Origin of the sequence: Citrobacter sp. Cc139, assembly GCF_030334645.1 — a bacterium.
Classification (GTDB): domain Bacteria; phylum Pseudomonadota; class Gammaproteobacteria; order Enterobacterales; family Enterobacteriaceae; genus Citrobacter; species Citrobacter werkmanii.
Genome location: NZ_JAOWDM010000088.1, coordinates 58,076 through 79,953 on the forward strand (window position 1 = coordinate 58,076; position 21,878 = coordinate 79,953).

Consider the following 21,878-nt stretch of genomic DNA (forward strand, 5'->3'; position numbering starts at 1 on the left):
ATTATAGTTCATCACCATTAATAACTTGCAGAAGGGAGGGGTAAAATATCTAATATCCAGCCCTGGTTCAGTGAAGAGCCCAGGTACTGCATTTCATATCTAATGGACTTCAACACTATGAGAATAGCGTCAAGGATGAGTAATAAATTAAATGGATTTGTATTTTCTTTGATAACCGCGGGATTTGATATCAACTCATCCGCCCCAGAAATTACAGCTGAGAAAGCGCACCATGCTGAAATATAGTCAAACGCCCGGAATCTTTAAACTTGAAGGGAACCGGCTTGGACGTCCATATCATCGTCTGCCGACTATGTTTACGGGAAGTTTTGATACAATTGAATCACATCTTGGAAACTATTTCCTGAAAAAACACCGCACAAATATAACACTAAAAAAAATACAGTGTGAGATGGATGTTATCAATAAAAGTGCGGAGTTATTAGTTTCTCAGGTTGGGCATCTGGCCTTTGATATCGACCGCGCATTATTGTTAATGTTATTAGGTAACTTTTATGGTCTGGCATCATCTCTCGCCGACGAGAAGTCGCAGGATGATTTACCAACCAAAACGGAAATCCGCTTGCGAAGCAGACTGGCGCTGGATATTTGCAATATCATTTTTAATAAAAATATATCTGGTATTCCACTGACGCTCAAACCCGACAGCAGCACCATACAAACCCACTGGGCTTATCAGCTTACATTTGTATTAGGTGATGATGAGAATTGCAGTTTCCGCATCTTACTGGACGATTCGCATACCGATTATATTCTGAATTTGATTCGCCGTAGCGAGCATGGAGAGAAAAAAAAGCAGATTGATAAAGCCAGCGCTGAAACGCGTAAAAAAACGCTGATCAAAGAAATCATTCATACGCTGCCGCTAACCATGAACGTGAAGATTGCAGAAATTCCTCTGAATGTTGCCGATCTGACGACGATTAAACCCGGCGATATTTTACCGATTGCGATGCCTGATACTTTCCCTGTTTATATCGGGAAATCCGAATTATTTAATGCCCTGATCGTAGAGGATAAAGACAAACTGTTTTTGTCCGAATTAACGAGCAAGACGGAGAAATCCTATGAGTAAGCTAGAAGATATTTTAGAGCAAGGCTTCGAGTTAGCCCCCGAAGCAACTACGCCACCCGCGCCGTCTGTCACTGAAAAGCTGGTAGCGCGTTTAGAAGACCGTTTTTCCGAGTCGATGTCATTACTCAAACGTATTCCAGTCACGCTAACGCTGGAAGTCTCCTCCGTGGAGGTGATGCTGGCCGATCTGCTAAACATTGATGACGACACCGTCATCGAGATGGATAAACTCGCCGGCGAACCGCTGGATATTAAGGTCAATAATATCCTGCTAGGTAAGGCTGAAGTGGTTGTGGTCAACGAAAAATATGGCCTGCGCGTCCTTGAATTCAACACGCATGAAATTAACGACCTGGCACCATGAAACGCGCGCCAACACTCACGCTCTTACTGGGTATCTCGTTACTCATCCTTTCTCCCTTTGCCTGCGCGCAAGGGGGAGATATCCCGTTGCTGAATGTGGTTTCACACGGAAATAGCCAGGAATACAGCGTAAAAATCCAGGTCCTGATCCTGATGACCCTGGTGGGCATTCTGCCTACCCTGGTGCTGATGATGACCTGTTTTACCCGTTTTATTATTGTTCTTTCCCTGCTGCGTCAGGCATTAGGGCTGCAGCAAACGCCGCCGAACCGCATACTGATTGGCATTGCCCTGTCGTTAACCATGCTGGTGATGCGCCCAATCTGGATCAACATTTACGATCATGCCGTAGTCCCTTTTGAAAACGATCAAATCACGCTCCCCGACGCCCTGAGTACAGCCGCTTCGCCATTGAAACGTTTTATGTTGGCGCAAACCAATAAAAAAGCGATTGCGCAGATAATGACGATCGCCAACGCGAAAGGGAATGCAGTCGATCAGGATCTTTCTATTATCGTTCCCGCCTATGTGCTAAGCGAACTCAAAACCGCCTTCCAGATAGGTTTTATGATTTACATTCCGTTCCTCGTGATCGATCTGATCGTCGCCAGCGTGCTGATGGCGATGGGGATGATGATGCTGTCACCGCTGATCGTTTCGCTGCCCTTTAAGCTGATGCTGTTTGTGCTTATTGATGGCTGGGCGCTGACCGTTGGTACGCTGACCTCCAGCATTCGCGGTCTGGGACTGGGCTAACGGAGAGCTGACATGCTAACCATTGATGTAGCCGCAGACATCGTCGCCAGCGGTATAAAAGTCGTGATCATTTTAGTCTGCGTGTTAGTCGTTCCCAGCCTGCTGGTCGGTATGTTGGTCAGCATTTTTCAGGCTGTGACGCAGATTAACGAACAAACGCTTAGTTTTTTACCCAGGCTGATCGTCACCCTCGCGGTATTAGGTATTTGCGGAAAATGGATGATCGTCCAGTTGAGCGATCTCTGCGTGCATCTGTTCTCTCAGGCCGCCATTCTGGTGCACTGACATGCGCGAAACAGATATTACACAGTTAAGTAATCTGATACTGGGCATGTGGTTTCCCTTCGTGCGCATTATGGCGTTTATTCACTACGCGCCGGTACTGGATAATGCCGCGCTGACCATACGTATACGCATTATTTTGTCCCTGGCGTTGGCCTTTATCATTACGCCGCTTATCCCCCACCCGGTACCCACCAGCCTGCTGTCGATCAACAGCATTATTTTGACCGCAGAGCAGTTTCTGTGGGGAATGCTTTTCGGCCTGATGCTGCAGTTTTTATTTTTAGCGCTACAACTGGCGGGCCAAATCCTCTCTTTTAATATGGGGATGAGCATGGCGGTGATGAACGACCCCAGCAGCGGCGCGTCAACGACGGTGCTGGCGGAAATGATCAACATCTACGCGGTGATACTGTTTTTTGCCATGGACGGGCATCTGCTGCTGGTGAGTATTTTATTTAAAGGCTTTACTTACTGGCCGATTGGGAATGCGTTGCATCCGCAATCTCTGCGCACGATTTCTCTGGCGCTGGGCTGGGTATTCGCCGCCGCCACGCTGCTGGCGCTGCCGACGACCTTTATCATGCTGATTGTTCAGGGCTGCTTTGGTCTGCTAAACCGTATTGCACCACCGCTCAACCTGTACTCATTAGGTTTTCCCATCAACATGCTGGCGGGTCTGTTCTGCTTTGCAACCCTGCTTTACAACCTGCCCGACCACTATTTGCACCTGGCGAATTTCGTCTTACAGCAGCTTGACGCGTTGAAGGGACACTATGGCGGATAGCAGTAGCGAAGAAAAAACAGAAAAACCCTCGGCGCAAAAACTTCGCAAGGCCAGACAAGAGGGACAAATACCGCGTTCAAAAGATATGGGGCTTGCCGCCAGTCTGTTTGCCGCATTTATGGTGATCTCCAGCAGCTTTCCCTGGTACGAAGATTTCGTGCGCGAAAGCTTTACCAGCGTGCATCAGTACGCGCAGAACATTAATGACCCGGACATCATCGGTCAGTTCCTTGAACACCATCTGCTGATTCTGGGGAAATTCATCCTGACGCTGTTACCCATGCCGGTTGCCGCGCTGTTTGCCTCACTGGTTCCGGGAGGCTGGCTATTCCTGCCGAAAAAAATATTGCCGGACTTTAGTAAATTAAGCCCGCTCAAAGGGATTGGTCGCCTGTTTTCCACCGACCATCTGGTGGATACCGGCAAGATGACGCTCAAAGCGATAGTGCTGCTGGTGATGCTATGGATCAGCGTACGCAATAACGTTGCCGCATTTCTCGGCTTACAAGAGCTTCATTTCAAACAGGCCGTCAGCGATGGTCTGGCGCTGTACAGCAGCATCATGCGCAACTTTGTCATCCTGTTTGTTTTCTTTGCGTTGATCGATGTCCCTCTGGCGAAAAAAATGTTCACCAAAGGGCTGAAAATGACGAAACAGGAAGTGAAGGAAGAGTATAAAAATCAGGAAGGTAAACCCGAGGTTAAGGCCAGAATTCGTCGCTTGCAACGGCAAATGGCGATGGGGCAAATTCGTAAAGTTGTGCCAAAAGCCGATGTGGTAATCACCAACCCAACCCACTATGCCGTGGCGCTACAATACGACCAGTCACGCGCCGCCGCGCCTTTCGTGGTTGCCAAAGGCACCGATGAAATCGCGCTGTATATCCGGCAGGTAGCGGCAGAAAGCAATATTGAAGTCGTTGAGTTTCCTAAGCTGGCACGCTCCGTTTATTACACCACCCAGGTGAATCAACAGATCCCATTTCAACTGTATCGGGCGATTGCACACGTCCTGACCTATGTACTGCAAATGAAGCACTGGCGTGACGGTTCACAAGCACGTCCTTCGCTGAACAGACATATTTCCATTCCAAAAGAGGTTCTTAAACTGGATGCCGAAAACAACTAAACAATTCCTGGCGCTGCTGCGTAACGGTAACATCGGCATTCCGCTGGTTATACTGTGTATCCTGGCCATGGTGATCCTACCGTTACCACCGGCCCTGCTGGATATTCTGTTCACCTTTAACATCGTGCTGGCGGTGATGGTGCTGTTAGTGGCCGTTTCTGCAAAACGCCCGCTCGAATTCAGCTTGTTCCCGACCATTCTGCTGATCACCACCCTGATGCGATTGACGCTGAACGTGGCGTCAACACGCGTGGTATTACTGCACGGTCACATGGGCGCAGGCGCTGCCGGTAAGGTGATTGAGTCCTTCGGTCAGGTGGTGATCGGCGGTAACTTTGTCGTTGGTTTCGTGGTGTTCATCATTCTGATGATCATTAACTTTATCGTGGTGACCAAAGGCGCGGAGCGTATCTCCGAAGTTTCTGCTCGCTTTACGCTTGACGCCATGCCCGGTAAGCAGATGGCGATCGACGCCGATCTGAATGCAGGACTGATTAATCAGGCGCAGGCGCAAGCGCGACGTAAAGACGTAGCGGGCGAAGCGGATTTCTATGGCGCGATGGATGGTGCGTCAAAGTTTGTACGCGGCGATGCCATCGCCGGGATGATGATCCTGGCTATCAACCTGATCGGCGGCGTCTGTATCGGGATCTTTAAATACGATTTAAGCGCCGAAGCCGCATTCCAGCAATACGTACTGATGACCATCGGTGACGGTCTGGTCGCCCAGATCCCTTCTCTGCTGTTGTCGACAGCGGCAGCGATCATCGTCACCCGCGTAAGCGACAGCGGCGATATTGCCACAGACGTGCGTAGCCAACTACTGGCCAGCCCCTCGGTGCTGTATACCGCCACCAGCATTATGTTTGTGCTGGCAGTGGTGCCGGGGATGCCGCATTTCCCCTTCCTGATTTTCAGCGCCCTGCTGGGATTCACCGCCTGGCGCATGAGCAAGCGCCCCAAGGTTGCGGAGACCGAAGAGAAAAATCTCGAAACGCTGACCAAAACCATCGCAGAAACCACCGAGCAGCAGGTCAGTTGGGAAACCATCCCTTTAATTGAACCTATCAGCCTGAGTCTGGGATACAAGCTGGTGTCGTTGGTCGATAAATCCAAAGGGAATCCGCTCACTCAGCGTATTCGCGGTGTGCGGCAGGTGATCTCAGACAGCAACGGCGTGTTGTTACCGGAAATTCGCATTCGCGAAAACTTCCGCCTCAAACCGACCCAGTACGCGATTTTTATCAATGGGATCAAGGCCGATGAGGCCGACATTCCCGCAGATAAGCTGATGGCGCTGCCCTCCAGTGAAACCTATGGCGAGATCGACGGTGTTTTAGGCCACGATCCGGCCTACGGAATGCCGGTCACCTGGATTGTTCCGGCGCAAAAAGCTAAAGCGTTAAATATGGGGTATCAGGTTATCGATAGCGCCAGCGTTATTGCGACGCATGTGAATAAGATCATTCGTAACTATATTCCAGAGCTGTTTAATTACGATGACATTACGCAGTTGCATAACCGTCTCTCTTCTATGGCGCCGCGTCTGGCGGAAGATTTGAGCGCAGCGCTGAATTACAGCCAACTGTTGAAAGTGTACCGGGCGCTGCTTATCGAAGGCGTGTCATTGCGCGATATCGTCACCATAGCCACCGTACTGGTCGCCAGTAGCGCTGTGACCAAAGATCATATTCTGTTAACGGCGGATGTGCGTCTGGCGCTACGTCGCAGCATTACCCATCCGTTTGTGCGTAAAGATGAGCTGGCGGTATATACGCTGAATAGTGACCTGGAGAATCTGCTGGCGAATGTGGTGAATCAGGCTCAGCAAAGTGGAAAAGTGGTGCTGGATAGCGTGCCGGTCGATCCCAATATGCTGAATCAGTTTCAGACCAATATGCCGCAGATAAAAGAGCAGATGAAAGCGGCGGGGAAAGAGCCAGTGCTGTTGGTCGCGCCGCAGTTACGTCCTCTGCTCGCGCGCTATGCGCGCCTGTTTGCCCCGGGCCTACAGGTGTTGTCTTATAACGAAGTTCCGGATGAGCTGGAATTAAAGATCATGGGGGCGTTGAGTTAACGCCTGGCGAGGCGGTGTGATTGCACCGCCTTTTGATTACAGAATCGTATTTTCCGTAAGAATACGACGGGCGCCAAGATAATGATCCTGCCAGAAGTCATCGGATAAATTGCTCACCCGAATGGTTTCTCCCGTCCGCGGTGATTCAATAAATTGCCCCTGCCCCAAATAGACGCCCATATGATCGGCTATATCCCGGCTGTGAATATGAAAGAACACTAAATCACCACGGCGAAGATCGCGGTTAGAGACAATCGTTGCCCGTCGGTAGTGATACATTTCATTCGCCGTACGGGGCAATTTTGCCGCCAGGATTTTGTTGTAGGCATAAAAAATCAGCCCGCTACAGTCAAACCCTTCATCCGGATCGGTGCCTCCCCACAAATAGGGTTTACCTAGCTGTTGCTCAAGTCGGTGGATAGCCACTTCGGTGATATTGTGCAGATGATCGCTACTGAGAAAATGGTCATTCTCAGCCAGTTCCTGCCAGCGATGATCGCTGGCTTTTAGTGGGCCCGGGAACCACTCAGGGTGCTGTTTAATCAGCGCCCGGTTCTGCTGGCGCAGCGCGCGTTTACTTTCTGCGTTGCCTTCCACGACGTAGCTTGCCTGTTTTTTTACCTGTGCGTGATACAGTTTCAGTAGCCGGGCGCGGTTACGCATACGCAGTTGCGCCGCATAGCTTAACTGGGCGTCAGATAAGTGGGGCTGAACTTTGGCGACAGACGGTAATGACAGCACAACACACAAAGACAACAGGCCCGGCAAGAAGCAACGGGGTGCAGAGACAAAAAGCATGAAAAGAAGAATACCTGGTCAAACACGTTCGCCGCAGTCTAGCGCTATTGCCCGTCATTCCTGTTTAATATTCGATTATTAAATAATTAATTTTTTAAATTCAACACATTAGGCATTCTTTATTAAGACGAAATGCAGAGGGATAGTCAGCAAAATAGGCCCGTGTCTGACAGCCTTTAAGCGCAATTTTTCGTATAAAGAAAAACTAAAGTGTAAACGCCGCACGAGAGACTTGCGAAAAACTCTCTTGGTGCTAATGTGAGCGCTCCAGATCCAGATTTATCCGATTTGGGGACTCTTTTTGCCGTCCTGGCGTGTGTAATCGTTTTATCAAGGAATAAGCAGTATGCGTAAAATCGCATTTTTTCTTGCGATGCTTTTATTGCCGTGCGTTTCATTTGCTGGTTTGCTGAGCAGCAGCAGCCCGACCACGCCTGTCAGCAAAGAATATAAGCAGCAGTTAATGGGCTCCCCTGTCTATATCCAGATCTTCAAAGAAGAGCGAACGCTCGATCTGTACGTCAAGATGGGCGAACAGTATCAATTGCTCGACAGTTATAAGATCTGCAATTATTCCGGCGGCTTAGGGCCGAAACAGCGTCAGGGTGATTTCAAAAGCCCGGAAGGTTTTTACAGCGTACAACGCGGACAGCTCAAACCGGATAGCCGCTTCTATAAAGCGATTAACATCGGTTTCCCTAACGCCTACGACCGTGCACACGGTTATGAAGGTAAATACCTGATGATCCACGGCGCCTGCGTTTCCGTCGGCTGCTATGCGATGACCGACAACGGTATTGATGAGATTTTCCAGTTTGTCACCGGCGCTCTGGTGTTCGGGCAATCCAGCGTACAGGTTAGCATTTACCCGTTCCGCATGACCGATGCCAACATGCAGCGCCATAAGTTTTCGTATTACAAAGATTTCTGGGCCCAGTTAAAGCCAGGATACGATTACTTTGAACAAACGCGTAAGCCACCGACCGTTTCCGTCGTCGATGGCCGTTACGTTATCAGCAAGCCGTTGAGTCACGAAGTCGTTCAACCGCAGCTGGCATCAAACTACTCGCTCCCCGAGACAAAATAATGCCCATTCGCCTGGCATAATCTTTTGCCAGGTTTCATTGCCGGTTAACGGCTGAGTGGCAATCACGGTGACCACATCATTGGGTGTGGTCTCTGAGCTAAAATCAATTTCCACATCCTGATCCAGTAGCGTCGCTACGCCAAATGGCGCTCGACGGGTGATCCAAAACAGGTTGGTCGAGCAGAAAGCCATCACATAACGACCGTCAGACAACAGCATGTTAAAGACGCCCTTCTCCCGCAGTTCTCCTGCCAGCGCCGCGATATATTTAAACACCGCTGTCATATTACCTGGCGTGCGCGGATAACGCTCTGTCAGCTTGTGCAGCAGCCAGCAGAAGGCTTTTTCGCTGTCAGTTTCACCGACCGGGCGGAAATTACCGGTCTCCAGCGATTTATAACCGCTGAGCTGTCCGTTATGGGCATACGTCCAGTTACGTCCCCATAGTTCACGGGTAAATGGATGGGTATTTTCCAGCGCCACTTCCCCACGATTCGCCTGACGAATGTGGGCAATCACGGAACAGGATTTGATGGGATAGTCTTGTACCAGTTTGGCGATAGGCGAATTAAAGCTGGGTTGCGGATCTTTAAACGTACGGCAACCCTTACCCTCATAAAACGTAATACCCCAGCCGTCTTTGTGCGGCCCGGTCCCTCCGCCGCGCTGAACCAGTCCGGTGAAGCTAAAGCAGATATCGGTTGGCACATTGGCGCTCATCCCGAGCAGTTCGCACATACATCACCTACCTTAAAACCGTGAACTGCCTGATGGCGCTGCGCTTATCAGGCCTACGCGGAGCTCATGTAGGCCGGATAAGGCTTCAGCCGCCATCCAGCAATCGCCTTCTTATGATTTAACCATCTCTTTTTCGATCAGTTGAATCAGGATATGGATCACTTTGATATGAATTTCCTGAATACGATCAGCGTAGCCAAAGTGCGGCACACGAATTTCGATATCCGCGCTGCCCGCCATCTTGCCGCCATCTTTACCGGTCAGGGTGATGACTTTCATCCCCTTCTCACGCGCTGCGGCAATCGCTTTAATCACGTTACCAGAGTTACCCGAAGTAGAGATGCCTAACAGGACATCGCCCTCGCGTCCCACGGCTTCAACGTAACGGGAGAACACATAATCGTAACCGAAATCGTTGCTGACGCAGGAGATGTGGCTAACGTCAGAGATAGCGATAGCCGGATAACCTGGGCGGTTTTCACGATAGCGCCCGGTCAGCTCTTCGGCGAAGTGCATCGCATCGCAATGGGAACCGCCGTTACCGCAAGAAAGTACCTTACCACCGGCTTTAAAGCTGTCTGCCAACAGGACCGCCGCGCGCTGAATGGCGTGAATATTGGCGTCATCTTTAAGAAAATTAGCCAGCGTTTCCGCCGCTTCGCTCAGTTCGTTACGAATAAGATCCTGGTACATGAGGATATCCTTCAGCATGAATGTAAATGACAGGATGCAGTGTACCGGATAGCGCTACCAGCGAGAAGTACAAGCCACAGGAATGGCCGCGGCTTTTGATTTTTTGTGCCGGTTAAAACACCAACAATGTGAGCTTTGTTGTAATTATTTTGTAAACACATTGCTAAAAGAATTTACATCCACTACAACCATATCATCACAAGTGGTCAGACCTCCTACAAGCAAGGGAGCTTTTCGTTATGATGATTTTGAGTATTATCGCTACGGTTGTTCTGCTCGGCGTATTGTTCTATCACCGCGTGAGCTTATTCCTCAGCAGCTTAATTTTGCTCGCCTGGACGGCTGCGCTTGGCGTGGCTGGTCTGTGGTCAGTCTGGCTGCTGGTTCCTCTGGCCATTATTCTCGTACCGTTTAACTTGACGCCGATGCGCAAATCCATGATCTCTGCGCCGGTGTTCCGCGGTTTCCGTAAAGTCATGCCGCCCATGTCGCGTACAGAGAAAGAGGCGATTGATGCCGGTACAACCTGGTGGGAAGGCGACCTGTTCCAGGGGAAACCAGACTGGAAAAAACTGCATAACTATCCTCAGCCGCACCTGACAGCTGAAGAACAAGCGTTTATTGATGGTCCGGTGGAAGAAGCATGCCGCATGGCGAATGACTTCCAGATCACCCACGAACTCGCGGATCTGCCGCCGGAACTGTGGGCGTATCTGAAAGAACACCGCTTCTTTGCGATGATCATTAAGAAAGAGTACGGCGGGCTGGAATTCTCCGCGTATGCTCAGGCTCGTGTATTGCAGAAACTCTCCGGCGTCTCCGGGATCCTCGCGATCACCGTCGGCGTACCTAACTCATTAGGCCCAGGCGAACTGCTGCAGCATTACGGCACCGAAGAGCAAAAGAATCATTACCTGCCGCGTCTGGCACGCGGTCAGGAGATCCCATGTTTCGCTCTGACCAGCCCGGAAGCAGGCTCCGACGCAGGCGCGATCCCTGATACCGGCGTGGTTTGTATGGGCGACTGGCAGGGCCAGCAGGTGCTGGGGATGCGCCTGACCTGGAACAAACGTTATATCACGCTGGCGCCTATCGCTACCGTACTGGGTCTGGCATTTAAACTCTCCGACCCGGAAAAACTGCTGGGTGGGGAAGAAGATCTCGGCATTACCTGTGCGCTGATCCCAACCTCAACGCCGGGCGTACAGATTGGCCGTCGCCACTTCCCGCTTAACGTGCCGTTCCAGAACGGTCCAACGCTGGGCAAAGATGTCTTCGTGCCGATTGATTACATTATCGGTGGCCCAAAAATGGCCGGTCAGGGCTGGCGTATGCTGGTGGAATGTTTGTCTGTGGGGCGCGGTATTACCCTGCCGTCTAACTCCACGGGCGGCGTGAAGTCGGTCGCAATGGCAACCGGCGCGTATGCGCATATTCGTCGCCAGTTCAAAATCTCTATCGGCAAGATGGAAGGTATTGAAGAGCCGTTGGCGCGTATTGCCGGTAACGCCTACGTGATGGATGCTGCGGCGTCGCTGATTACCTACGGCATTATGCTGGGTGAAAAACCGGCGGTACTGTCGGCTATCGTGAAGTATCACTGTACTCACCGTGGACAGCAATCAATCATCGATGCCATGGATATTACTGGCGGTAAAGGCATCATGCTTGGCGAAAGCAACTTCCTCGCCCGTGCTTATCAGGGGGCGCCTATCGCCATTACCGTTGAAGGCGCTAACATTCTGACCCGTAGCATGATGATCTTCGGTCAGGGTGCGATTCGCTGCCATCCGTATGTGCTGGAAGAGATGGCTGCAGCGCAGAATAACGATGTGAATGCGTTCGATAAGTTGCTGTTCAAACATATCGGTCACGTTGGCAGCAATAAAGTACGCAGTTTCTGGCTGGGCCTGACGCGTGGCTTAACCAGCAGCACGCCAACCGCCGATGCGACCAAACGTTACTATCAGCACCTGAACCGTCTGAGCGCCAACCTGGCACTGCTTTCGGATGTGTCTATGGCCGTTCTGGGCGGTAGCCTGAAGCGTCGTGAGCGTATCTCGGCGCGACTGGGGGATGTGTTAAGTCAGCTGTACCTGGCCTCCGCGGTACTGAAGCGTTATGACGATGAAGGCCGTAATGAAGCCGACCTGCCGTTGGTTCACTGGGGCGTCCAGGATGCGTTGTACAAAGCCGAACAGGCGATGGACGATCTGCTGAAAAACTTCCCGAACCGTTTGGTTGCCGGTTTGCTGAGTGTGGTTATCTTCCCGACCGGTCGCCACTATCATGCACCGTCCGACAAGCTGGATCATAAGGTCGCGAAGATTTTGCAGGTTCCGAGCGCCACCCGTTCTCGCCTTGGTCGCGGTCAATACCTGACGCCAAGCGAGCATAACCCGGTCGGTTTGCTGGAAGAGGCTCTGCTGGACGTGATTGCAGCCGACCCTATCCACCAGCGGATCTGCAAAGAGTTGGGTAAAAATCTGCCGTTTACCCGCCTGGACGAACTGGCGCATAACGCGCTGGCCAAAGGGTTGATTGATAAAGATGAAGCCGCGATTCTGGTGAAAGCCGAAGCGAGCCGTCTGCGCAGCATTAACGTGGATGACTTCGAACCCGAGGAGCTGGCGACGCAGCCGGTAAAGCTGCCAGAGAAAGTGCGTAAAGTCGAAGCGGCATAACGACACACGCATAACGTTTAGCCCCGCTTAATGCGGGGCTTTTTATTGCCACATTTTCGTTAAAGCTCATGCTACAGTGTCAAAATGTTGTTCAACGAGGAGCCTCGATCGTGCCTGGTTTGAAAATTACTCTGCTGCAACAACCGTTGATTTGGATGGATGGCCCGGCCAACCTGCGCCATTTCGAGCGCCAACTGGAAACCGTCACCGGACGTGATGTGATTGTGTTGCCCGAGATGTTTACCAGCGGATTTGCGATGGAAGCAGCAAACAAATCGCTGCCGCAGGAAGAGGTCGTAAGCTGGATGCGCGCCAAAGCGCAACAAACGAACGCCCTGATCGCAGGCAGTGCCGCGATTCACTCCGAACGCGGTGCGGTTAACCGCTTTTTTCTGGTCGAGCCTGAAGGTAATGTGCATTTCTATGACAAACGTCATCTGTTCCGCATGGCGGATGAACATCAGCATTACCAGGCGGGAGACGCGCGCGTTATTTTTGCATGGCGCGGCTGGCGCATTCTGCCGTTAATCTGTTATGACCTGCGTTTTCCGGTGTGGTCGCGCAACCGTAACGATTACGACCTCGCTTTGTATGTGGCTAACTGGCCCGCGCCGCGTTCGCTGCACTGGCAGGTTCTGCTCACTGCACGGGCGATTGAGAATCAGGCGTATGTAGCAGGATGTAACCGTGTAGGAACTGACGGTAACGGTCATCATTATCGCGGTGACAGCCGGGTGATAAATCCACAGGGTGAGATTATTGCCACCGCCGAGCCGCATCAGGCCACGCGCATTGACGCTGACCTGTCGCTCTCGGCGCTGCGTGAGTATCGCGAAAAGTTTCCCGCCTGGCAGGACGCCGACCCGTTTGCGCTGTAGATATCGCCTCTCCTCCCGCTGCGCAACATTTTTGCATAGCGGGATTGTTGCACTCCGTAACCAACCGCAAAACAAATTCGCGTGGCGACATGCTTCAGGCAACGTATTCTGCAAGGGATAATCACTCGTAACCGGCGAGTGTCTGACAATGTTAATAATTCCTTTATCAGGATTTCAATAATGAAGAACTTCGTTCGCATGACTTTGCTGGCTGCAACCGTAGCTGGCGCTTCTTTTAGCACGTTTGCAGCAAATGTATCCAACGTTCCCGCCCCAGCTCAGGACCCGGTAGTCCAGCACCTTAAGCTGACCACCGACCAGGTTGCGCAGATCAAAAAACTGCACCAGCAGCTTGAAACCAACGTCAGCCAGATTTCAGTGAAAGATGTTAAAGACGGCGCATTGATTGACGTTATCAAGTCCGGGAAATGGGATGAAACCGCCGTCAAGAAGCAGCTTTCCGCGTTCAGCAATATCGAACAACAAGCGCGTTATTATCGCGTGAAATACTACTTCGACCTGAACAAAGTGCTGACTCCGGAACAGCGCCAGCAGGTACAGAAAGATATCGCGCAGACGCTGAGCGAGTAATCCCCAGGGCCTGAATCAGCAATGATTCAGGCTTTTCGGCACAATCTCCTGCTCAAAAAAGAAGCCCTGTACAGCATCTGCGCCGCTCATACGGCAGATGGCGTAATCCTGCGCGCTTTCTACTCCCTCGATCACCACCCGCTCTCCCAGCCCGCGAAATTGATTGACCAGTACCCGCAACTGCCACTCCGATGATCTGAACTGATGAAACATCCCGCTTTCAATTTTAATGGCATCAAAACGGATGCCAGACAGTCGCCAGACAAAAAACAGCTCAGGCGAAACGTCATCCAGCCACACACGAAACCCATGACGCACCAGGGTTTTTATGGCGATGCATACCGCCTGCTGCTCTGCCTTTTCCAGACGCATCATGGTCGCGGGATCCTGAATTTCAATAACAATCCGCCCCTGATGCGCCTGCCTGGTGAGTCGCGAGATCCACGACAGACAGGTCAGCATCCTGACGGATAAATTCAGCGAATAGCTTCCTGGAAGTACGAGCACCCGCTGCATTTGCCACATAAACAGCTGCTGTTTCGCGCTGACAGAAAGATGCTTGAAAAAAAGATCCAGCGGGAGCGGCGTGCGTACCTGGCTTAACACCTCGCGGACATCCAGTGATGCATCATCAAAAAAATGAATGCGCTGCAAACGGATCCCGGAGATCCGCAGCAGTTCGGCATTACGGGGAAGCTCTGGTACATATTGAGCCTGTTCGCTGAGTCTGTTCATATCATTCCATTTTTTGATTAAAAGGACGTCGTGCATCCTGTAACCAGGAGATACGGCGATCGTTCGGGTAGATCAGGCAAAAGCGCGTCGCCAGACGGTGCGCCTGGGTCAGGTCGCGCTGCTGTAACGCCAGCAAGATTTGCGTGAAGGAGATATTCGGGTCCGGGTGAACACGCACATAGTCAGGCGCCCAGCGGCGAACCAACTCCAGCCAGCGAGCATCCCGGGTACGTTGATACCGTTGCAGGTATCCCATCTGGAGATCAAACCGGTAGCGTGTGGCAAGCAACCAGCCGCCCACCGGGAGCGATTCGGCAAGTTGCCACTGTGTTGACTGCCGTTCCGCCAGCGTCAGTTGCTGTTGCGTCTGTAGCGTGAGAAGCAACAAGGGAGTGGCTATCAGAAACGAGATAAATGCCAGCCCACGAATCAACGACGTCGCCGGGCGCGTCAGACTTGTCCCTTTTAGCGCGCCATCTGCGCAACGAAGCAGCAGGATCAGCAATAACCAGTGTGGCGTTGACTGCCTGACCGGGTATTCCGTCAACATATGGATAACCACCGGCAACGCCGCCACCAGGCAGGCACGACGCCAGCGATTTCCGTGCAGCCAGAGCCATAACCCACCCGCAATAAAACACAGCGCGCCCGCCAGCCCAACCAGACCGCCCTCCACCAGCCACAGCACCAGTTCATTATGTGGATGCGAGATGCTGCTCAGCCCCAATGGCCCCGCTCGTTCGAGAAAAACAGCAGCGAAACTGCCCACGCCCCATCCCATCCACGGACGTTCAGCAAATAATGCCAGTGACGTTTTCAGCACCGTCCAGCGCACATGAGAAGTCGTTAAATGATCTACCGTGGCAACGGACAAAAAATGGCGAGCGGCCGCGCCTGCCGCCATACCTAACGCCAGTGGCAACAGAAGTAGCAACAACGTGCGGCGTCGTGCAGGGAACACCGCCAGCAGCAACACTTCGCCGACCGCCAGAGACAAAAAGCCGGTTTGCGACTGGGATTCATGCAGCACAAATCCCATCATCACCAGAGCAATCCCGATAACAATTCGGTATCTGCCGCCCAGGCGTAAAAAGAGCAGCGCTGACAGCAACACGCCGCACGCCGTGAAACTGGCCAGCAGATTGACCTGCTGAAAAATACCGTAGGGCCGCGTGCCACGCCGCCAGGCAAACTCCCAGTAATCAACGCCCGGCCAATGCCAGTACTGATAGACAAACGCCACGCATTCGATGACGCATGCCCCCCATAACAGGGCCAGCAATGCCGTGCGAACGTTTACCGTAAGTGGAATTTGCAATGTCACCAGATAGACAAGCACCCCACCCAATAGCGCCCCCATCACCAGCAACGCCTCGGACCGCCAGACGCCCGGCGTCAGCAGACAAAGCAGCGTCAGGATGAGCGCACCCAACGTAAATCCCATGGCAGGTACAGTGATGCGCCAGCGTCGGCGAGGCAGTAGCATCGTTACGCTTGCAGCCAATACCGCAGCGTAGATCCAACTGGTAATATTAAGCGGCAACGACAGACCGCTGCCGCCGTTATTCAACCAGTAGAGGTGCATGATCCCGCACCAGAAAAACAGACTGACAATCAGCAATAATTTCTGGCCAGGCTGCGGCGCAATACGATTCAGTGCGTTCATCATGCTACTGGTAATTCAACGTCCAGGTCCCGCTGGCGCTGAACGGACCGTATTTAAGGGACTGGTTTTTTATCGCCGACGGCTCTGCCGCGACCCACGCCAAAAAATTCAGCGTCATCGATCCTTCAGTAATCTCTGTAACTGATGTACTTTCATCAAGCCGGATTGCCGTGCCATCGTCTTCGCTCATCCCAATCCCGATCCCCGACGCCCCGCCCTGCTCGCTGCTATCCAGCGCCAGATGATCAGTAAGCTCCGCATCTTCCTTGCCGCTGAAGGTGACCGAGATCCCACGGAAGACCTCCGGGTTGCAGTCGCGTAGCTGGATGCTGAATTTTTCCGGTTTACTGCGCCCCGAGAGATAGAGATCCTGCGTCGCGATTTGTCCGAAATCGACCTCGATTTTGTCGCCGCCGGGCGCCAGGCTGCAGGCCAGCGCTCTGATGGTGCCGTGAAAATACATATCGCCGCCGACCAGTTTGGTGTCAGCCTGAACCGTTGCGCCAAACAGCAGCGTACTCACCGCGATTAACGTTCTGAAAGTCATGGTATTACCCTACTGAAACTGCGCGACAACGGTGGCAGAGGCTTCAAACTCACCTTCCTTAACGCTCCCCACGCCCGGCTTTGCCACCGGTGCGGCAGTGAGATTCCAGTCGCCCTGATTCTGGTAAAAACCCTTCACGTTGTAGAACTGATTGGGCACGACGGTGCCGCCGCTCTCGTCTTTAATCAGAATGCCGAGATCGTCGCGTTTCTGTCCGCCACTCAACGTGCCGAGAAGATGATCGTTAAACCCAGCCGTACCTGACGCCGTGGTGGTTTGTACACCTAAATTGATGTTCAGCGCGCCCTGATCGAAGCTGCCACCTTCACAGACCACGTGTATCGGGATCGACTTGCTGTAATTGGTGCCGTTGAGCTTTGCAGCGGATCCGGGCAGATCGCCAAACTCAATGCTGATTTTGTCTCCCCGATTGAAGGTGCATTTATCCGGCACCGTAATGAGCCCGGATTTAATGACCACACGGGAAATTGGCGTTGTCGGCGTAGGGCCTGCATTGCCCAGACGTCCAGCAACTTCCACCAGTGACTGAGAAGTGATATTGATGCCGTTAATAATGGGTTTAGTGACAATAAACGTCACTTTTCCTTTAGACCCACTTTCAATGTTAGTGGCTCGCTCGTAGCCTTTGCGCTTTTTGCAATTATGGTCGTTGTAGCGATTTGAAAAGTTGGTAAACGGTGCCTGAACGTAGTTGTTATACCGCCCGGCGACCCATACCTTCACTTCCACATCCAGGTACTCATTCAGACGAAAACGGTTCGCTCCCTGATTAGAAGGCGGCATGGTGGTCGTGGTGGTGTAATAAATCGGCTGTCGCGAGATGTCGGCCTGCTCACAATGAAAATCCACGACATACCAACTGCCTAAATTCCAGGTGAACGGATCCGTTCTGCCGCCAACATGGTTTTTGCTGACGTCCAGCGAGCTCAGTTCAATATCGTACTGATGCGGCGACCCGCCCTGCGGTTCACCTTCACCCTGAGTAAATGCCAGCCCGGCCAGCGGACAGCCAGCCAGGGCGACCCACAGCAGCGCTTTGTGCAATACGCTCATAGATACTCCAGCTTAAGTCTGACCAGACCGTTAAATTCGCCAGCGGTCACCTCCGGGCCAAAAGATTCCAGCGCGGCAAGAAAGTGAATCGCGTTATCGCCCGGTTTGAGGATCCACATGCGTTGCGGTTGATTCAGGTGAATCAACTGGTTGCGTTCGGTCAGTAGCCGAATGCCCGCACCACGCACATCGCCGCGAATACGCCCCAGATCGCTGTTTTCCGGCGCACCCTCGGCCATCAGCGTCATCGACACGCCACGTTCAACCGTGCTATGCGCCAGCTCCGGCATTTCGCTGGTCTGTCCGGGAAAATCCCTTAAGGTATGGCCAGAGCCTTTTAAGCAGCCATTCAGGTTCAGCGTCACTAATACCGAATCGCTGCGATCGCCGCTCTGGCGAAAGCGGCTGGCGGAAATATCACCCAGATCGATGGTCTGATCGCGTGAAGCCATATCCAGCACGCACGGCGAAACGAATACCCGACCGTGAAAGCGGACGTTGCCATACTCGCCGGAAACGTTGCTCATATCCTGGCGGCCGCTAGTGGCCTGAACCGGGCAGGCCATACCAGCCATCAGCAGAGCGCAAAGCATCTTTTTCATTTACGAGTCCTTTACCGGGGCTGTTGCTCCATCGGCAATGCTTTACACACATTGCCTGTGCAGATGAATTTCAATTCAGGGTGACCGCCAAAATCGTTCACATACATCATGCTGAACTGGCTGACGCTGCCGTCGGTGACGCTGAAATCAAGCGAGGATTTTGGTGACACCATAACCCCGGGGAAATCGGTCAGCCTGCCGCCGCCCTGCGCTTCCGGCTTACGGCTTAAACCGATTAAGGTGACGAAGTATGGCGTTGGGTTATCCACGGTCCAGCGTAGACCCTGCTTGTGAAAGACCAGTTGGTTTTGCCACACCGCGCCCGGCGTTTCCGGCACGATGGCGGTCGGCCGGTAGAACAATTTGATGCGCGACTGCATCGCCAGTTGCAGCACGTTAGGCTTATCAGGCTTAGGTGGAATCTCACGCACATTCAGGTAGAACAGGCTTTCTCGATCCTGAGGCAGCGCATTAATCCCGCTGGTTTTCGTCACGCGGGCAATGCCTTTTTGCCCACCGTTAATTCGCTGCAGCGGCGGTAAGACCATCAGCGGCGAGGTAACTTTTGTTCCGTTGGCATCTTCCACCCACGACTGGGCCAAAAACGGAATGCTCGGGCTGGTATTGGTTAAGTTCGCACTGACAGAGCGCGCATCGCCGGTGATGATCATCCGGGTACGGTCGAGCGCAATGCCCGCCCAGGAAGCGTTGATCTCTGCAATAAAAAGCAGGCCACAAGCTACGGGTTTGAGCCAACGCAGCACGGAGTAAAAAGCTTGATTTTTCATGACAAAATTCATTCTGGTTATTGAAATTATTCACAAGGCAACAGCACGTTACCTTCCGGGTTGAGTTGTTGTGGCACCTGTAAGTGACACTGCGCTCGACCGCCCCAGGCCACGGAAAGACGCTCGGCTGGATTCACACCGGCAATCCAGGCCATGCCGTTTTCCATCACCATGGCGACGCTGACGCCGTTGGCGTTAAACACTTCGGCGCCAAACGGCGGGACCGAACCCTCCTTCAGGCGCAGCAGCGCCATCATTTTTTGCCCCTGCGCCACGGCAAAGCGCTGGTAGCCAATCGCCCCTTCCGTCAGGGTGTTGGTGACAATGGCTTTGGTCGCGGAAATATCCTCGTCCATTGCGTCCACATCGATACGGGTATCAAAACTGTGATAGCTGACGACGTCCGGTACCACGGCAATACCGAAGCGGTTTGAGTGCGCCTGTTCGCCGTTCAGCGGTACATTCGCCACACCGTCGGTATCGACCATCACTCTGGCGGTATTCATTGACGCCTGGCTGTTGTGCAACGCCGCGCCGTGACGCGTCGCGGTAAAACCGCCGCGCATCGTGCCGCCTACGGAGAAATAGCGTGATTGCTGCCAGCTGACGTTAGATTCCAGCTCCGCCATCATGCTGCGGTGCTTGTAATAGCCATCAAATGCCGTGTGCCCTTCACCGGAAACCCCTGCGCGCAAACGCCATGGATTGTTACGGTCGCGGTTATCGGAATACGAAACCATCTGGCTGGTCTGGTTGCCGCTGTTCTGCAATTCATAATCCATGGATCGGCCATCGCTCCAGGGAATCGAAATTGAAAGCGAAAGACTGTCGTCCCGTTTGCCCTGATACTCAGAGCGGTAAGCCGCAAGGTTGGCGCTAATCCCCTGGATGCCCGCCAACGAAAAGCTGTGTCCCATCGACAAGCCGTAACGATCCTGCGAACGACGATCCCAGTAGTTCTGGTGGGTGTAGGTCAGATACAGCGTGGTGGCTAACTGCGGATCGTCGGCAAAAAAGGTTTTGTTACCGGTGATGGTGTACATCTCTTTTTCGTTGCCGGCGCTGTTGTTATTGGCATACTGTTCGTCGAGGAACTGCGAAAAAGTGCGGAAGTTACGCTGTGAAAAGCGGTACCCGGCAAAGGTGATAGCGCTGTTGTATTCATCGAAGGTTTTGGCATAGCTGAGCTTAAAGGACATGCCTTTTTGTTCAGCCTGATGCTTCACCCGACTCACGGATTGCGTCGCATCTGCCGATAACGCTCCCAACCAGCTCAAATCCCGGCCGATCCCCATCGACCAGGCGTTATAACGATCGCCAGTGAGCAGCGCGCCGCCGTACAGCGACCACGCATTGCTGACCCCCCATGAGAAATCGCCGGTATAAAACGCAGGGCCCTGAATGTCATGGTTGTAAAGCGATGGCTTACCGACCGCGGCGTTGTAGCGAACGTAGCCTGGGCGCGTCAGGTAGGGAATATCGGCGGTATTAACCTGAAAGGTTTGTACGCTGCCATCCTGCTCCTCAACGCGTACATCCAATGTGCCGCGTACCGAGCCGTGCAGATCCTGAATATTAAACGGCCCCGCAGGAACGGTGGTTTGATAGATAACACGTCCCTGCTGACTGACGGTGACCTTCGCGTTACTCCGCGCGATGCCATGAACTTCAGGCGCGTAACCCTGCAAATTCGGTGGCAACATACGCTCATCGCTGGCGAGGTTAACCCCGGTGAAACGTACCGAATCAAAAACCTGCGAATTCAGATAGATTTCGCCAAGCGTCAGTTTTGCCGCCTGCATCGGTAATGGGCGATAAGCATAGATCTGATCCCAGTCGATACGCCCACGATTATCATCGGAAGCGTAATTGGCCTGATACTGCCCGCGAAAGCGCCACGCGCCGAGGTTAAAGCCTGTTTGCCCGTAGCCAGAAAGAGAGCGGTAATGATCGCCCCCCTGCTCGTAATGTGTGGCCTGACCCGAGATGCTGTAGTCAAAAATCAGCCCGGCGACGCCATTATCCCAGCGCTCCGGCGGCGTCCAGTCGGGATCGGTATATTTCATCCATGCCTGCGGCACGGTAATGTCCAGTACGCCTGCGCTATTATTCAACGCTACGCCCGGCAGACGGGAAATGTCATAGCAGGTCGCGCTAATCGGATGAATATAGGTCAGCGCCTCTTCTTTGAGCGCCAGTAATTCGAGTTGTTGCTGCGTCAGACACGCCATGGATTTATGCGGGTTGGCAGGATCGACAATATAGCGGATCGACTGCTGAGGAATTTCCTGGCTGTTAATTCGAACATCCAGCAGATATTCTCCGGGAGTCACAAAGTTGCCTTCGGAAAAACGCTGCAAATCGACATTCTGTCGGTCACTGGCGTCCAGTACGTCAGTATTAAATTCAACGGCCTCATCCGCTTCAGCCCATGCAGAGGCACAAACCAGAGTAATAAATAGCGCCAGGCGTTTTTTATCTGTTTTCAGCGTGATCATTTTCGTTCG

General features: G+C 52.6%; 21 protein-coding genes. 11 read left to right on the forward strand and 10 right to left on the reverse strand.

The window, feature by feature from the left end; translation table 11 throughout:
• Nucleotides 1-232: 232 nt before the first annotated feature.
• Genes OGV69_RS15910 through flhA form a run of 7 tightly spaced genes read left to right on the forward strand, consistent with a single transcriptional unit; the run spans nt 233 to nt 6,490 of the window.
• On the forward strand, nt 233-1,096 hold the full coding sequence (locus OGV69_RS15910; protein WP_038637570.1) for a FliM/FliN family flagellar motor switch protein: 864 nt from the start codon (nt 233-235) through the stop codon (nt 1,094-1,096).
• Nucleotides 1,089-1,460: a FliM/FliN family flagellar motor switch protein gene (locus OGV69_RS15915; RefSeq protein ID WP_069323851.1), complete on the forward strand. Its 372-nt coding sequence runs from the start codon at nt 1,089-1,091 to the stop codon at nt 1,458-1,460. The genes OGV69_RS15910 and OGV69_RS15915 overlap by 8 nt, the downstream gene beginning before the upstream one ends.
• A complete protein-coding gene (gene fliP, locus OGV69_RS15920) occupies nt 1,457-2,215 on the forward strand; it encodes a flagellar type III secretion system pore protein FliP (RefSeq protein WP_038637565.1) in 759 nt (252 codons plus the stop codon). The genes OGV69_RS15915 and fliP overlap by 4 nt, the downstream gene beginning before the upstream one ends.
• Nucleotides 2,216-2,227: 12 nt before the next feature.
• Nucleotides 2,228-2,500 (forward strand): flagellar biosynthetic protein FliQ, encoded by a 273-nt coding sequence (locus OGV69_RS15925; protein ID WP_038637561.1) that lies wholly within the window; start codon nt 2,228-2,230, stop codon nt 2,498-2,500.
• Between the two features lies 1 nt (nt 2,501).
• Nucleotides 2,502-3,284: a flagellar biosynthetic protein FliR gene (locus OGV69_RS15930; protein WP_038637559.1), complete on the forward strand. Its 783-nt coding sequence runs from the start codon at nt 2,502-2,504 to the stop codon at nt 3,282-3,284.
• Nucleotides 3,274-4,413 (forward strand): flagellar biosynthesis protein FlhB, encoded by a 1,140-nt coding sequence (gene flhB, locus OGV69_RS15935; protein ID WP_069323849.1) that lies wholly within the window; start codon nt 3,274-3,276, stop codon nt 4,411-4,413. The genes OGV69_RS15930 and flhB overlap by 11 nt, the downstream gene beginning before the upstream one ends.
• On the forward strand, nt 4,397-6,490 hold the full coding sequence (gene flhA, locus OGV69_RS15940; protein ID WP_038637552.1) for a flagellar biosynthesis protein FlhA: 2,094 nt from the start codon (nt 4,397-4,399) through the stop codon (nt 6,488-6,490). Before flhB ends, flhA begins: the two co-directional genes overlap by 17 nt.
• Nucleotides 6,491-6,526: 36 nt before the next feature.
• Here flhA and OGV69_RS15945 read toward each other — a convergent pair whose 3' ends face one another.
• Entirely contained in the window at nt 6,527-7,288 is a 762-nt protein-coding gene (locus OGV69_RS15945) for a C40 family peptidase (protein ID WP_069323847.1), read from the reverse strand.
• A gap of 346 nt (nt 7,289-7,634) precedes the next feature.
• Here OGV69_RS15945 and dpaA point away from each other — a divergent pair, with 346 nt between their 5' ends.
• Entirely contained in the window at nt 7,635-8,375 is a 741-nt protein-coding gene (gene dpaA / locus OGV69_RS15950) for a peptidoglycan meso-diaminopimelic acid protein amidase (RefSeq protein WP_038637546.1), read from the forward strand.
• On the opposite strand, the gene OGV69_RS15955 is transcribed toward dpaA, so the two are convergent.
• Together OGV69_RS15955 and lpcA are read right to left on the reverse strand one after the other, a co-directional pair.
• A complete protein-coding gene (locus OGV69_RS15955) occupies nt 8,346-9,113 on the reverse strand; it encodes a class II glutamine amidotransferase (RefSeq protein ID WP_069323846.1) in 768 nt (255 codons plus the stop codon). The genes dpaA and OGV69_RS15955 overlap by 30 nt on opposite strands.
• Before the next feature lie 111 nt (nt 9,114-9,224).
• Nucleotides 9,225-9,806, reverse strand: a complete 582-nt coding sequence (gene lpcA, locus OGV69_RS15960; RefSeq protein ID WP_016149592.1) for a D-sedoheptulose 7-phosphate isomerase — start codon at nt 9,804-9,806, stop codon at nt 9,225-9,227.
• Between the two features lie 239 nt (nt 9,807-10,045).
• Between lpcA and fadE the strand changes: the two genes are divergently transcribed.
• From fadE to OGV69_RS15975, 3 genes are all read left to right on the forward strand, one after another.
• Nucleotides 10,046-12,490 (forward strand): acyl-CoA dehydrogenase FadE, encoded by a 2,445-nt coding sequence (gene fadE, locus OGV69_RS15965; protein WP_038637538.1) that lies wholly within the window; start codon nt 10,046-10,048, stop codon nt 12,488-12,490.
• A gap of 110 nt (nt 12,491-12,600) precedes the next feature.
• Nucleotides 12,601-13,368 (forward strand): amidohydrolase, encoded by a 768-nt coding sequence (locus tag OGV69_RS15970; RefSeq protein WP_069323845.1) that lies wholly within the window; start codon nt 12,601-12,603, stop codon nt 13,366-13,368.
• 180 nt (nt 13,369-13,548) lie between these two features.
• A complete protein-coding gene (locus OGV69_RS15975; RefSeq protein ID WP_038637532.1) occupies nt 13,549-13,959 on the forward strand; it encodes a Spy/CpxP family protein refolding chaperone in 411 nt (136 codons plus the stop codon).
• 15 nt (nt 13,960-13,974) lie between these two features.
• Here OGV69_RS15975 and OGV69_RS15980 read toward each other — a convergent pair whose 3' ends face one another.
• From OGV69_RS15980 to OGV69_RS16010, 7 genes are read right to left on the reverse strand one after another with little or no spacing between them, the layout of a single operon-like run.
• The gene (locus OGV69_RS15980; RefSeq protein ID WP_038637529.1) at nt 13,975-14,694 is read right to left on the reverse strand and encodes an EAL domain-containing protein; all 720 of its coding nucleotides are present in this window, start codon (nt 14,692-14,694) and stop codon (nt 13,975-13,977) included.
• A 1-nt stretch (nt 14,695) separates the two neighbouring features.
• Nucleotides 14,696-16,363 carry an O-antigen ligase family protein gene (locus OGV69_RS15985; RefSeq protein ID WP_069323844.1) on the reverse strand — a complete coding sequence of 556 codons (1,668 nt, stop codon included), beginning with the start codon at nt 16,361-16,363 and terminating at the stop codon, nt 14,696-14,698.
• Nucleotide 16,364: 1 nt separating this feature from the next.
• On the reverse strand, nt 16,365-16,907 hold the full coding sequence (locus OGV69_RS15990; RefSeq protein WP_069323843.1) for a fimbrial protein: 543 nt from the start codon (nt 16,905-16,907) through the stop codon (nt 16,365-16,367).
• 9 nt (nt 16,908-16,916) lie between these two features.
• Entirely contained in the window at nt 16,917-17,981 is a 1,065-nt protein-coding gene (locus OGV69_RS15995) for a fimbrial protein (RefSeq protein ID WP_069323842.1), read from the reverse strand.
• Nucleotides 17,978-18,583 carry a fimbrial protein gene (locus OGV69_RS16000; RefSeq protein ID WP_069323841.1) on the reverse strand — a complete coding sequence of 202 codons (606 nt, stop codon included), beginning with the start codon at nt 18,581-18,583 and terminating at the stop codon, nt 17,978-17,980. The genes OGV69_RS15995 and OGV69_RS16000 overlap by 4 nt, the downstream gene beginning before the upstream one ends.
• Before the next feature lie 11 nt (nt 18,584-18,594).
• Entirely contained in the window at nt 18,595-19,371 is a 777-nt protein-coding gene (locus OGV69_RS16005) for a fimbrial biogenesis chaperone (RefSeq protein WP_069323840.1), read from the reverse strand.
• A gap of 26 nt (nt 19,372-19,397) precedes the next feature.
• Entirely contained in the window at nt 19,398-21,869 is a 2,472-nt protein-coding gene (locus OGV69_RS16010; RefSeq protein WP_069323839.1) for a fimbria/pilus outer membrane usher protein, read from the reverse strand.
• Nucleotides 21,870-21,878: the final 9 nt, after the last annotated feature.